Below are 13,414 nucleotides of genomic sequence, written 5' to 3'. Positions count from 1 at the left end.
AATGAGACCCATCCCTGCCGTTGTCATTGAACTGCGCCACTAGCTAGCTGGGGTTCTTCAGCGTTGACTACGAGCGAAACAACAGGTTGTGGCATACGCACCGAAATAAAAGCAATTGCTAGCGCACATAACGCCACCACCACATTAAAGACCAATAAACTAGTTATGCTCGCGTACTGCAAAATCGTGCCGCCCGCAAGGGATGCCAACACCGTCGAAGCTGGCATCATGCTGGTCATAAACGCCTGGCCAGTGTTTTGATCGGCTTCCTGGACGTAAACTCCGGTGTAATATACTGAGGCTGCCGCAAGAATCGCAAAACTACACATTTGGGTTAGTTGCGTCATGTAGAGCATCGGAATGGAACTCGTGGCAAGATACATGATCGCCCGGATAATGTAGCCTAGGCCGGCAAACAACATGAGATTCTTTATGGCGAAATAACGCATGATAACTGCGAATGCGAAGAGAATCGGGATTTCTACAGCTGCCTGCAACCCCAGTGCACTCCCCAAGTTTGCGCTGTCTCCGCCCAGAGATTGCACTATTTGTAGCAGATAAATGCTTAATAAATTGTGGGAGAAATACATCAGAAGCACAGCGAGGAGCATCATGGAGAATGTGGGGTATTTTCGTAAGAAGCTCAGTGTATTGACCTGCGAACGTGCCCGAGATTGGTGGGCGTTATCTCGATCTGTGGCACAGTAGGGCATGAGCAAAGCTATCAGGAAGAGCATCGTGGATGCACCTGCACCAAATACTGGGATGACTCGTGCCCCATAGATATGGGAAACGCTACCGATAATGACGGCCAGTAGCGCAAAGGCAGCCGATCCGGCTCCGCGGGCAACGCCGAAGTTTATGTATATTCCTCGGCTCGAATAATGATAGTGGGCACTGTTAATGAATGGAGCAATAAGGTTTGCGATGAAATACAGCAGGCCGAGCAGAAAGATGTTTGCGAGCTGGTGTGGGATGGCGATCATCGCAACACAGACCAGGAAATATATACCGGTTAGTGCGAGTACCATACGTTTCCACGTCAATGCTTCTATTCGATCGCTGAGGTTGCCTAAGAGTGGTTGGACGAGGAATGTTGCCCCGCAAAAAAGTGCGGTTGCGATACCGATGTAGACCTCGGTGAGTCCCATGGCTTGTAAGTAGAAAGATATAAAGCCTACGCAGACGCAAAATACCATCCAGTAACATGCTTGAAATGCAACGTAGGCGGTGTTGATTGCGCGAGCGTTCACATCTGCCCTTTCATAGGAATTGGACGATAGCTAGCAACATTTTAGCTACTAGCTATCGTCCAATGCGTAGTGAATAACTCTACTCACTACATCGACGTTTACTCAGAGGTTTTCTGGTCACTCAGCGGAATCGGCTGATTCGTTATTCTCTGAAGATTCTTCGCCCTTGCGGGTACGACGGCGGGGGCGGCGCTCGCGGCGTTCACCGCGGTCGCGGCGTTCACGGCGTTCGCCGTTGTCGGAGTTCTCCCCGCGCTCGGCACGCTTGGCCTTGAATTCTTCTTCGGCGGCCTTCTCAGCTTCGAGTTGTTCTTCGGTAAGAACAGCGTGCAAGGAAAGCTTTCCGCGCTGATCGATTTCAGCGAGTTCAACTTCTACCTTATCTCCTACGTTAAGAACATCTTCGACGTTCTCAACGCGCTTACCACCAACAAGGCGACGGATCTGGGAGATGTGAAGCAGGCCGTCCTTGCCAGGCGCCAAGGAAATGAATGCACCGAAGGTGGTTGTCTTAACAACGGTTCCTACGAAGCGTTCCCCGACTTCAGGCATGGTTGGGTTGGCGATCTGGTTGATGGTTTGACGAGCAGCCTCAGCCGATGCGCCATTGGTTGCACCGATAAAGACGGTTCCATCTTCTTCAATCGAAATATCTGCACCAGTATCTTCTTGGATCTGGTTGATCATCTTGCCTTTTGGCCCGATAACTTCACCGATCTTATCAACTGGGATCTTCACCGAAATAATGCGTGGTGCAGTTTGAGCCATTTCTTCTGGTTCTGGAACTGCTTCTTCGATCAGGTCGAGGATTGCTTGGCGAGCATCGTGTGCTTGGCTTAATGCTGCCCCCAATACTTCTGCTGGAATACCGTCGAGCTTGGTATCAAGCTGAAGCGCAGTGACGAAGTCACGAGTACCAGCAACCTTGAAGTCCATATCGCCCAGAGCATCTTCGGCACCGAGGATGTCGGTCAAGGCAACGTAACGCTGTTCGCCGTCGATCTCGCCTGAGACAAGACCCATAGCGATACCGGCAACTGCTGCGCGCAGTGGAACACCGGCGTTCATCAACGAAATAGTTGATGCACAGACCGAACCCATCGAGGTCGAACCGTTTGAGCCGAGGGCTTCGGAGACTTGACGGATAGCGTATGGGAATTCATCACGCGATGGCAAAACTGGCACGAGTGCGCGCTCTGCGAGCATACCGTGGCCGATTTCGCGGCGCTTTGGTGTGCCTACGCGGCCGGTTTCACCGGTTGAGTATGGTGGGAAGTTGTAGTGGTGGATATAGCGCTTGGAGGTAACCGGAGAAAGGTTATCCATTTGCTGTTCCATCTTGAGCATGTTCAATGTGGTGACACCCATGATCTGGGTTTCGCCGCGCTGGAAGAGTGCCGAACCGTGAACTCGTGGCAGAATACCAGATTCTGCAGTAATGGTACGGATTTCAACTGGGGTGCGCCCGTCCATACGTTCACCGGTGGTCAGGACGCGTTCGCGCATTGCCTTCTTCCAGTGTGCATTAACTGCTAGTGCCAGTGCTTGGTCACGCTCTGGGAATTCTTCGGTGAGGGATTGAACGATTTCGGCAGTAAGCTCGTTGAGAGCGTCATCGCGCTCATGCTTATCGACGATGCCCCATAGTTCGGCGAAACGGTTGCCAAGCTTTGCAGCAACTGCTTCGTATTCGGCATCTTCGTAGGATGGGAAGAGTGGGTATTCTTCGGTTGGTTTAGCTGCTTGAGCAGCAAGTTCTGCCTGTGCGTCACACAATACGCGGATAAAGGTTTTAGCAGCGTCGAGGCCTTCGGCAACAACAGTTTCAGTTGGCTTAACGCCACCCTTGGCGATGTTGTCGATAACGTTTTCGCCACCTTCTGCTTCGACCATCATAATAGCGACGTCCTCGCCCACGATACGTCCAGCAACAACCATGGTGAAGGTTGCGCGTGGAATTTCTGACCAGCGCGGGAAGGCTACCCATTGTCCGTCAATGAGGGAGATACGAACGCCACCGATGGGGCCAGAGAATGGCAAACCGGACAGCTGAGTGGACATCGACGCAGCGTTGATGGCTACGACGTCGTATGCGTCATCTGGGTGAATGGTGAGGATGGTTGCCACAACTTGGACTTCGTTACGCAAGCCCTTAACGAAGGCTGGGCGTAGTGGGCGGTCAATGAGGCGGGCAGCCAAAATAGCATCAGTGGTTGGACGACCTTCACGGCGGAAGAATGATCCGGGGATTCGTCCGGCAGCGTATGAACGTTCTTCGACGTCTACAGTGAGCGGGAAGAAATCAAAATGTTCGCGCGGTTGGCTTGATACAGCAGTTGCTGACAATACGGTGGTTTCATCATCTAAGTATGCCACTGCACAACCGGCAGCTTGCCGAGCCAATAAGCCTGTTTCGAAACGAATCTTTCGAGTGCCAAATGATCCGTTATCAATAACGGCTTCAGCAAATTTTACGTCTGGACCCTCCATGGGATCTCCTTTACGGTTATCGCCCCGGTGCGGTCATCGATTCTCATGAACGGACAGGCTAACTTTCACTAGTTTCCGTTCACCATAACCGAGGACCGAACCTCGCGGGCAGCTTCTTTATCTTCGATGCGTACCGGCGAGGTACGCGGTTTTCCGTAGGCGCTAAGCGCCGTGCATAACACTGGGCGTATTATGCATATTGACGACGACGGGCCGCCAGTTACGTAATCTATTCTACGCGATTACGTGCCTTTATGGGGGTGAAAGGCGCACATTAAACTTATCGGCCCGAACCGTGGCGGCCGGGCCGATAAGTTTGACGTCAGCGGCGCAGGCCGAGACGGGAGATTAATGAACGGTAACGCTCGATGTCTTCTGCGGCGAGGTAGCCGAGGAGGCGCTTGCGCTTACCGATGAGAAGCATCAGACCACGACGTGAGTGGTGATCATGCTTGTGAGTACGGAAGTGCTCTGTCAATTCCTTGATACGGGCAGACAGAATTGCAACCTGGACTTCTGGAGAACCAGTATCGCCCTCGTGAGTTGCGTATTCCTTAATGATTTCGTTCTTACGCTCTGCAGATAGAGCCATACGATCACTCCTTTTCATCCTTGTTGCACGGAGCCCGAGGCTTGTTCTCTCGAGCGATGACACTCCGTGGCCGATCCAACGGCTGTTCGATTCTACCACGGCTTGAAATTCTGCCCGAATTGAACACTGTGAGATTGAGTACCTCAAGATTCAGGCAACAACGTTATTTCCAAAATATGAGGACTATAAAATCTTTGCCGAGAAAAACCCATAATTCAAGTACACGAACGATATAGTTCCAAAACTTATCTAGTTCGCTAGTCCAGACCTTTATCTCGGTATAGACGCTACCGGATAGTGATATATCCACGCCCACACACCAGTAATATACACAATAGCGGCAATTGCATAAGAAATAATCGAAGACGCTGGCGCTATAGCAAATGCCCACACATATCCACTACCGCCTGGGTGAGAACCAACAAGTGTGAAGATGACGAACAAAATACTCGGTAAGAAAACGCCTAGTCGATAATATATCAGCGCCCCCGCCAGCAGACCGGCCCCGATAAAACCACAAAGTGATCGTAGAACCGGTAATGCCAGCGATACCCCATGTACACCTCCTGCCAAAGCAAAGCATATTAGCGTGAGCGTGCTGATGAAAACACTATCGATCGAAGGAATTTTCCGCGCCGAACGATATTCTATAAACGGGTCACTTTGACCCAAAACAACAAGAAACAAAGTTGCTAATGCACATGCGATAATTACAGCAACCGGTGTAGAGCGTGTTAACACCCCAAGAAAACTTGGTAAAAAACATGGTTTTTCCCTAACACAATTATAGACATTAATAGAACAGCGAATACCCACACTGCCGGTACACTAAACCGAGATTTTATATAAAGTTTCATATCGCGCCCTGTTACTAACGCCCACTAAGAACACTGCTCAATCTGAGCGACTGTCTGGGCAAACCACTCACGTAATTCTTGGTCACTCGTCGTAGCTACACGCTCAGTTACAGATTCATTGTTAACAAGAATCCCACCCTTAGCCATTAATATCTGCCAAGCTTCTTCATAGAATATCCCATTCTCATAAGGACGATTACCACAATCAGGAACTTCAGGCAAATGTGCCACAGCTAATGTAGATACTATATTTTCGCGCGAAATACCTTCGGGAAAGTAACTGCTTATGGAGACTTGGGAATGCGCCTCCGAGTAACGTACCTGCCCGATTGGTACTAGATCACTCCATGCAGGCATTACTGATTCAATAACTTGCATCACTTGTTCACGCTGAGGCTCGTGTTCTGGGAACAAACACAGTTCACCGCCTTCACCCACTGGTTTGCACACTGTTTCTGCCCCGCGAAAGACCACTGGAAAAGCTCCTAGAGTACTCACCGAGAATAATCCACCAAAAAAAATAATGATTCCTACCATTACGAATACAGCTTTTTTAACCACTTTAGTCAAAAAAGCTGCCACAACTACTGCCCACAAACTGCAAGCAACTAATAAAACTCCGATAACACCCTGCCAAGCCGGGACTTGATCCGCCATACAGCACGTTGACCAATAGCCATTGAGATGCCGCAACCACAATGGTTCAAACGCCATTGGTAACACCATCCACAGGTAACCGATAACCAAAACTGTAGGTGTAGCGACAATAGAAGGCAACAAAACTGCCGCAATAACTCCCAAAGCAAGCATCTGGCCCAATGCAGCTGTGACAACCAGGACAAGCCTCATATCAGGTATCGAAAAGCCAGACATCACCAATCCGCATCCCATGATGACCAACCACCCAACGGTAGCTGGAATAACAATAGATTGGGAAATAATTGAGGCGAGATGCCTAGGCCAATGTGCGGCGAGAATATCCGCATCTTTGAGTCGTCCAACCGAATACGCAACACAGCTTGCCACCACCGGCCCAACGATAAAGACAATCGACAAGCCAAGCGACCATCCTTGCAGTGGCAATGCGCTTTCACCGTGTGGAACAGCAGAAAAATGGATCGTTGCCAACACAATGAGCAGTGGGCTAAGGAATAAAATTGGCTCTCGTCGTCGCTGACGCCACAAGGCGCTAATCATTGCGTTTGTCTCCAGTCAGTTCCCGTTGCAACATAATAGGATTCAACTGGATCTAAGTGTGGGGTCAGTCCTAAAAACTCTGGAACACTCCCGCTAAATTTCACTTCTCCAGATTGAAGAAGGACTACCCAGTCAAAGGATGCTGCCAATTCACGAATATCATGCGTGGAAACAAGCATATATTCAGCGAGTTTGCTATCCGAAAAAAGCAAATCCCGCAGCCGCTCATATTCTGTTACATCCAAACCTGCAGTTGGCTCGTCTAAAATCAATAAATCAGGATCACCAATCAAGGCTTGTGCTAATCCGAGTCTACGTAATTGCCCTCCAGATAAACTGGTTGAATAAGTATCAGCCTGGTGAAAAAGATTGACACTTGTAAGTACTTCCTGAACTCGCTGAGAAAGTTGATCAGATGCGACCTTCTCTAACCACCCTATATATGAGAGTTGCTCACGAACTGTAAAACTACGAATTGCTTTGATTCGTTGTGGCATCCAACTGGTGAAAAACGGATCCTTTGGCCAGTAGATATTCCCGTGTGCCATCCGCAACTTCCCAGAAAGAAGCGCCATCAATGTTGTTTTTCCAGCACCATTAGGACCAACTAACATTGTTCGCCCAGGATGAATCTCAATCGACAACTTGGAAAACAAAGATTTATTGCGGTACGAAAAAACTAGATTGTCGATAGAAATCATTACCTAATCTATCTCTCGCTTTAGCGGATCAGTAATTTACGCTTACATTACGAACTGAAATCGCACCGTATTCACTTCCGTTAACTCCAGTAAGTGTAAAGTGATAGCTTCCAGCAGGAGAACGTCCCCAGTATTTAGTATCCGATCCACCGCAGTTAAGAGAACGCCTGCCTTGCGACTCATCTGGTTGATAAAAAGGCGTTTCTCGAGTTAGCTGTACTTCTGCGCTGACACCATGGTATGGATTAATATTGTTGGTACATCCGGAAAATGTAATGCTTGTGCTAGTTGAATCAATATTCTGATCCTGCCATGTTCTCGAATTAAAACCCGTAAGAACACCTGTCATATAGGAGCTCCAGCCTCCTTCAGCATATGCTACTGGCATACCAACGACAGCTAATGAAAAACTGTAATTACTGTTTTAGTTAAACGACGCAAAACGCTCACATCCTCTCGTATGTATAACTCATCGTTCTCTCATTATAAGAAGAAAATATGTTGCGCACAACACAATTAAGTAAATCGCAACATAAATTATTAGATGAGAGTGATATAGATCACCACCGGTAAATAACTTCACTGAAAATCATCGTTAGATCATCTTAGACAGTTCAACTCGCGGTCACTGATTCCGGATCGACCCGCCCAGCTACCGGTACAGACAGCACATCGGCAGCAGTTCGCAGATCGTCATCCATTTGGCAGAGTAATCCATCAAGCTCATCAAAGCTCATCATCGGCCGTACATAATCAATAAAGTCTATCGCAACCTCTTCCCCATACAGGTTCAGGTCACTACGCCCAAGCACATGAGCTTCCACCGTGCGCTCTACCCCATCAAAATGCGGATTAGTGCCAATCGAAATAGCAGCCGGCAAATGCTCGGTAGCTTTCGTTTCTGGAACAGTACGCACCAGCCAACCGGCATACACGCCGTCGGCCGGAATTTCGCCAACACCTACGCCTGGCAGGTTCGCCGTCGGGAATCCTAACTGCCGGCCACGCTTAAACCCATGCTGGACTATTCCACGGATCCGATGCGGACGGCCCAACACTTCCGCAGCTTGGCGTACATCGCCAGCACGCAACAAATCTCGCACCCACGTCGACGACCATCGGCGGCCATCATCTAAATTGCATACGTCATCAACAATGACAGTTTCTAATCCAATAGCCGTTCCGAAGGTGCGCAACAATTGACCATCGCCGGTGTTTTGCCGGCCAAAATGAATATCTTCACCCGCCACAATAACCGACGCGTGAAGCATGCCTACAAGCTGGGACTCGATAAATTCTTCCGGAGCCTGGTTTGCATAATCCAATGTGTAGTGCTGGACAAAAACCGCATCGATACCTGCAGCCTCTAGGCGTTCTAACCGGTCAGCAAGTGAGGTAATCAGCGGCATCGGGGCGTCAGGGTTATGCACGATACGCGGGTGGGGATCAAACGTCAACGCCACCGCTTTCAAGCCTCGTTCACGCGCTTGCTTCACCGTTTCTTGAACCACGACTTGATGGCCTTTGTGTACGCCATCAAAAATTCCAATAGTAACAACGGTAGAGCCGATATCGGCCGGGATATCGGAACTTTTATGCCATATCTGCATTCGTTAGATTCCACGCAATCCTAGTTGGGTGCGCCCTTGCGATACGTCGTCAGGTGCGCCGGCTGGAGTATTTTCGGTACGCACACCGTGGTGGCGTCCTTTTCCACCGCAGCCACAACCACCGTGACCATGCCCGCCGTGGCCTTGACCCTCACCGTGGCTGTGACTCTGCTTGCCATGACCGTTTGCTCCGTGGCCATGCCCGCCACAACCGCAACCGCGCTTTTCTTCTGTTGCTACCTCAACCGTTTGGGTTTCTGTAGCTTCTGCCTTTTTGCCGCCGCAACCGCAGCCCTTTTTCTCTTCAGTCATAGGCACCATCATAATACGCCCAGCTCTCAATCGGTTGATGTTCTCCTACGGCGATATGCCGTATCAAAACCGGGGAATACGGGGAGATCATGCGCTATAGCACCCTATCGCCCCGTATTCCCCGGTTTCGTGCACATCTGCCACATCAGCTAAGCACCCAAGCTCTAAGCATGTAGCTTCAACCTAGTTCGAGCGCACCGCAATCGCCGGATGAATCATCGACGCTCGTGCCGCCGGGTATGCCGAAGCAACAACGCCTACCGCAGCACCCAGCACCGGTCCGAGCATGATCCATCCAATATTTAGTAACGCAGTCCATCCGCTAACTGCTGAAACGCCAACGATAATAACCGACGCCACTGCACTTCCAACGAGTCCGCCGAGTGCTCCGGTCACGGCACCTTCAACCCAAAACACTGCCGCAACTCGCCCGCGCGAACTCCCCAATGCTCGCCGGACTCCGATCTCAGTTGTGCGAGCGGTGACTGAAACAATCATAGAGTTAGCAATGAGCAAGACGGTCAGCACAATCAGGAACGCCCCTACCCATGCCGCTTGTTGAGCTAATTGCCCGGAAACGTTTTCTCGAATGCTCTCAACTGAAACGACTTGCGAGACTGAGAGTTTTTCGGGCTGGTTTGGCATAAGCGCTAGCCGTGCAACGTTTGATACTTGGGAGCCGGCACCAATTTTGGTGCGGATAAGAATATCGGTTTGTTTGTCTCCACCGGCGAGGTGAAAGGCTGTTTTCAACGGGAGGACGATGTGGTTTTCCAGTGTTTCACCGGGAAGGAATCCGGCTACGGAATAGGCTAGTCCGTCAACTAATACTTTGAGCCCTCGGGTATCGGAAGTTACTGGTATATCAAGTTTTTCTGCCGCGCTTTCGCCAAGGAAAACGACATCGTATGCTTGGTCAAGCATCCAGGCTTGTGTGGGCTTGTCTACGTTGGCCGCATCGAGATATGACGCTTCGGCACCGATAATGCTGATGGTATTGATCTCATCGTGGGTTATCGGACGGGTAATGGTCGGATGGATGGCGTCTAGGAGGTTTGACCGTCGCCCAACGGCTGCTACCGTATCAATTTTGAGGAGTCGTTCTTTTGCATCGGCGGGGTAGAAATATGTTTCGACTTTTTGCCCGTCAGGGCCGCGCGACGCTCTATCTGCATCGCCTCCTGGCCCGTCACCAGTCCCATCGGCTTTCGTCAGTAGGATTTGGTCAATGGTTGAGGCGGCGATGTCTGCGTCTACTTGGTGGGCAGCATTTTGCGAAATACCTACCGACGCTAGTAGAGCTCCGGTGCTTAATGCTACGGCCGCCATCATGAGGATGGTTCGCGCCATCCGGGCGCGCAGTTCGATCGCTACGTCGGCGAGGAGGTCGGCGATAGCGGCGCGTCGTTGTCGTATTTTGTGACCGATGTTGTATTTACTCATAGATTTTGCCGTCCTTTAAGTGCAGGACGCGTTGTGCCCACGATGCGAGGCGATCATCGTGGGTGATGACGACGACGGCGACTCCGTTGGCTGCTTGCTGGTCGAAGAGGTCGAGTACGGTTTTGGCGTTGACGGAGTCGAGGTTTCCGGTTGGCTCGTCGGCGAGGAGGACTCTGGGGTGGGTGATGATGGCGCGCGCGATTGCGAGGCGTTGCTTTTCTCCGCCGGAAAGTAGCCTAGAGAGGGAATTTTTCCGCTCTGTTAGTCCAACATTTGCTAATGCTTCGTCGACGACGGTTTCGCGCTGTGCCGGATCAATCCCGGAGATCGCGAGTTTGATATCGAGATTTTCGCGTACGGTTCGATGCCCTAGTACGTGATAGTCCTGAAATACGAATCCCAGTACTTCGGCTCGGAGCCGATCGCGTTTTCGGGCGCTGAGTTTTGTTGTCAGGTGCCCGTCGAGCTCGTATTCGCCGGAGGTTGCTTCGTCGAGTAGTCCCATAATGTTGAGCAGTGTGGATTTTCCTGCTCCTGAGTATCCGACGATGGCTACGCGTTCTCCTGCTTCGACGTCGAGGTCAACGCCGTGTAGTACGGGCACCGGTGGTTGTACATCATAGGTTTTGCGGATGTTGCGCAGTTTGAGTACGCTCATTGGCCTATGACCACGGTGTCGCCGGCTTGGATGTTGTCGCTGGTGATGAGGGCGAATCCGTCGAAGGTTCGTCCTACACTGACTTCTATTTTCGCTGTTCCTTCTGGTTTGATTGCTGGGTCTTTCTTTAACACGTAGGTTGTGCCGGTATCTTCGCGTAGTGCGCTGAGCGGAACAGTGAGTCCGGAGACGGCTTGCCGTTCGGTGTTTGCGATGGAGAGGATGATTTCTTGCCCGTCGGTGTATCCTTCGCCGGGTAGGTCCACGCTAACATCGTGCCCGGGCAGTTGTGCGGCGGGGTTGTTCACATCGGCGTCTTTGAACTCACTGATTGCGTTGACGGTGGCTTGTTGCTTTTCGGTTGAGCCGACGGCGCTCAGTTCAACGTTTGCTCCGACGCTGAAGAGGTTTTTGTCTCCGACGCCGACGCGGGCGACTGCGATCGCTTTTCCACTTCGGAGTTTCGCAAGTGGTGTTTCTGCACTGATTTTGGTGTTCAGTGGCGCTATCTCGATAATGGTTGCAGAGCCTTGGGTGAGGGAGAATATTTCGTTTGCTTTTATTGTTGGGAGGTTGAGTTTTTTCGGTGTTTGGGTAGCTGGTTGTGTTGGGGAGTTAGACGGTGTGGAAGTTGCGCCTTGATCTGCCGGATTGCTCTGCGGTTCTTGTGCTTGGCTTTGCACTGCGGCTGGTTGTGCCTCTGGTTCTTTGGGTGGTTCGGGCAACACTGCTCCAACGCGCTTATATAATTCCTTCATAGCGTTTGCGGTGAGCGGTCCATATTCACCATCGACAACGCCACGGTATAGCCCGAGTCGTACCAGAGCACGTTGTAGTTCGCGAACATCGGCGCCAGTATCTCCGGTTTTAATATCGCGATACATATCAAAGGGAAGATCGAGTGCAATAACTGGTCTGCCAGATACTTGGGCGAGAAGTTGCCCGGAGGAGATTGTTTCGCCTGGCGAGCGTGGTGTGGCAGTGACGATTGCTTGTCCACCTTCACCGGCTGCAACTGTGACCGGGAAGGTTGAGCCTAGTTGTACGCTTCCCTGAATTTCTATCGGCTCAGCGGGGAATTCCCGTTCTTCGACTTGGGCGGTTATTTCTGGTTTATGTTGTGCGTTGGCGATTGCTTCGTCATTTCCTGAGCGCACAAATCGTCCCAGCAAGAATGCACCAATAAGTACCGCTATGGCTATGATGATGGTGACGATGATCCATGCGTAGCGTTTTTTATTCGTTTGCTGCGGTTCTTCACTGTGCATCAGTATGCTTTTCCTTTTGATACGCGAAATTACACGGGTTATTCTAAGTGGTTTTATTTAGTTGGTAGTTCAAATAGTTCGGGGTGTTCTTGTATATATTGTTTTGCTTCTGCTACTCGTTCATCGATCAACTGGCGCTGGGCTATCAGCTCCTTGTAATACTTCTGCACAATCGGAGCCTGCAAATCAGCCCACACCTGCGCCAACCGCGGCGTCGCATCAGTTTCTTCTTGACATTGCGCTGCCTTCAACGCAATCGCAATACTCTCCTCAGTCGGATCAATAAAACTATCAACACCTTCCACAAAGCCGGGTGATGCAGAACTCATCTGCAACCCCTGCTTATCAAAACACGCCTCCAACTCACCCACAATCTCCTGCGCCCGCGGATCATCAAACAATTTGATCTCAATCTCGCCAAACTCATTAAACCATGGACCCGAACCACTAACTTCTCTCACATCGAACTTCTTAGATAGTGGATATGAATCACATGCCTCATGAAATTTTTCCTCAGCTACTTCTAGCACCTTGCCATTAGCCTCTTCTCGAAGCGCCCAAGCAGTTTTAGTTTCCGCGCTTCGCGCACTCAATCCACGATTCGCGATCGGTGTTTTCGAAGTCTCAACCCGGGTAAACCCGAACTGCGCAGCCATATCCTTATTCCACGGACCAAACTCACTAAACACCGGCGGATTAACCTGTAGCATCACCTCTGGTGGAATTCCAGTCCATGCCAACCCGTCCAGTTTAGCCCGAGTACACTCCGCCTTTGCTGCCGACCATGCGGAAAGTAAATACGCCTCCTCCTCACGGGTAAGTCGATACCTATCCCACGGCAACTCAATAACCCACGAATCACGATCAATCTTTGCCGAAACATCCACACCAGCCGGCGAGGCAGAATCATCCACCGCAACCGAAGAGGCAGAATCATCCACCTCGCCAGCTGAAGTATCAGGAGAACACGCTCCACTCAAAAACAACACACTTGATAGCACAATCATTGACATTACATGCTTTTTCATAGGAC

The 13,414-nt window shown here is 50.6% G+C and carries 11 protein-coding genes; all 11 read right to left on the bottom strand.

Annotated features, from left to right (window positions below):
• Positions 1 to 23 precede the first annotated feature (23 nt).
• Positions 24 to 1,199 carry an MFS transporter gene (locus NG665_RS03150; protein ID WP_289812934.1) on the bottom strand — a complete coding sequence of 392 codons (1,176 nt, stop codon included), beginning with the start codon at positions 1,197 to 1,199 and terminating at the stop codon, positions 24 to 26.
• 171 nt (positions 1,200 to 1,370) lie between these two features.
• Entirely contained in the window at positions 1,371 to 3,743 is a 2,373-nt protein-coding gene (locus NG665_RS03145; RefSeq protein ID WP_252673839.1) for a polyribonucleotide nucleotidyltransferase, read from the bottom strand.
• A gap of 322 nt (positions 3,744 to 4,065) precedes the next feature.
• Entirely contained in the window at positions 4,066 to 4,335 is a 270-nt protein-coding gene (gene rpsO / locus NG665_RS03140; protein ID WP_168917522.1) for a 30S ribosomal protein S15, read from the bottom strand.
• 881 nt (positions 4,336 to 5,216) lie between these two features.
• A complete protein-coding gene (locus NG665_RS03135; protein ID WP_252673838.1) occupies positions 5,217 to 6,389 on the bottom strand; it encodes a DUF7224 domain-containing protein in 1,173 nt (390 codons plus the stop codon).
• Complete coding sequence (locus tag NG665_RS03130) at positions 6,386 to 7,090, bottom strand: ATP-binding cassette domain-containing protein (RefSeq protein ID WP_252673837.1); 705 nt, start codon at positions 7,088 to 7,090, stop codon at positions 6,386 to 6,388. Before NG665_RS03130 ends, NG665_RS03135 begins: the two co-directional genes overlap by 4 nt.
• Positions 7,091 to 7,704: 614 nt before the next feature.
• Positions 7,705 to 8,700 (bottom strand): bifunctional riboflavin kinase/FAD synthetase, encoded by a 996-nt coding sequence (locus NG665_RS03125; protein WP_252673836.1) that lies wholly within the window; start codon positions 8,698 to 8,700, stop codon positions 7,705 to 7,707.
• Positions 8,701 to 8,703: 3 nt separating this feature from the next.
• Complete coding sequence (locus NG665_RS03120) at positions 8,704 to 9,012, bottom strand: hypothetical protein (RefSeq protein ID WP_211080705.1); 309 nt, start codon at positions 9,010 to 9,012, stop codon at positions 8,704 to 8,706.
• Between the two features lie 183 nt (positions 9,013 to 9,195).
• Positions 9,196 to 10,455 carry an ABC transporter permease gene (locus NG665_RS03115; protein WP_252673835.1) on the bottom strand — a complete coding sequence of 420 codons (1,260 nt, stop codon included), beginning with the start codon at positions 10,453 to 10,455 and terminating at the stop codon, positions 9,196 to 9,198.
• Complete coding sequence (locus NG665_RS03110; RefSeq protein WP_204425295.1) at positions 10,448 to 11,113, bottom strand: ABC transporter ATP-binding protein; 666 nt, start codon at positions 11,111 to 11,113, stop codon at positions 10,448 to 10,450. Before NG665_RS03110 ends, NG665_RS03115 begins: the two co-directional genes overlap by 8 nt.
• The gene (locus NG665_RS03105) at positions 11,110 to 12,381 is read right to left on the bottom strand and encodes a peptidoglycan-binding protein (protein ID WP_252673834.1); all 1,272 of its coding nucleotides are present in this window, start codon (positions 12,379 to 12,381) and stop codon (positions 11,110 to 11,112) included. Before NG665_RS03105 ends, NG665_RS03110 begins: the two co-directional genes overlap by 4 nt.
• 53 nt (positions 12,382 to 12,434) lie before the next feature.
• Positions 12,435 to 13,409 (bottom strand): hypothetical protein, encoded by a 975-nt coding sequence (locus tag NG665_RS03100; RefSeq protein ID WP_252673833.1) that lies wholly within the window; start codon positions 13,407 to 13,409, stop codon positions 12,435 to 12,437.
• Between the last annotated feature and the right edge of the window lie 5 nt (positions 13,410 to 13,414).

Source organism: Arcanobacterium pinnipediorum, from assembly GCF_023973165.1.
In the GTDB taxonomy this organism is placed as follows: Bacteria; Actinomycetota; Actinomycetes; order Actinomycetales; family Actinomycetaceae; genus Arcanobacterium; species Arcanobacterium pinnipediorum.
This window is presented reverse-complemented; position numbering and strand designations above follow the sequence as displayed.

Excerpts from the sequence above, each read along its gene's own strand:
- NG665_RS03130 (WP_252673837.1), bottom strand. The coding sequence starts at position 7,090 with ATGATTTCTATCGACAATCTAGTTTTTTCGTACCGCAATAAATCTTTG.
- NG665_RS03100 (WP_252673833.1), bottom strand. The coding sequence starts at position 13,409 with ATGAAAAAGCATGTAATGTCAATGATTGTGCTATCAAGTGTGTTGTTT.
- NG665_RS03120 (WP_211080705.1), bottom strand. The coding sequence starts at position 9,012 with ATGACTGAAGAGAAAAAGGGCTGCGGTTGCGGCGGCAAAAAGGCAGAA.
- NG665_RS03150 (WP_289812934.1), bottom strand. The coding sequence starts at position 1,199 with ATGGTATTTTGCGTCTGCGTAGGCTTTATATCTTTCTACTTACAAGCC.
- NG665_RS03105 (WP_252673834.1), bottom strand. The coding sequence starts at position 12,381 with ATGCACAGTGAAGAACCGCAGCAAACGAATAAAAAACGCTACGCATGG.
- NG665_RS03110 (WP_204425295.1), bottom strand. The coding sequence starts at position 11,113 with ATGAGCGTACTCAAACTGCGCAACATCCGCAAAACCTATGATGTACAA.
- NG665_RS03115 (WP_252673835.1), bottom strand. The coding sequence starts at position 10,455 with ATGAGTAAATACAACATCGGTCACAAAATACGACAACGACGCGCCGCT.
- NG665_RS03135 (WP_252673838.1), bottom strand. The coding sequence starts at position 6,389 with ATGATTAGCGCCTTGTGGCGTCAGCGACGACGAGAGCCAATTTTATTC.
- NG665_RS03145 (WP_252673839.1), bottom strand. The coding sequence starts at position 3,743 with ATGGAGGGTCCAGACGTAAAATTTGCTGAAGCCGTTATTGATAACGGA.
- rpsO (WP_168917522.1), bottom strand. The coding sequence starts at position 4,335 with ATGGCTCTATCTGCAGAGCGTAAGAACGAAATCATTAAGGAATACGCA.
- NG665_RS03125 (WP_252673836.1), bottom strand. The coding sequence starts at position 8,700 with ATGCAGATATGGCATAAAAGTTCCGATATCCCGGCCGATATCGGCTCT.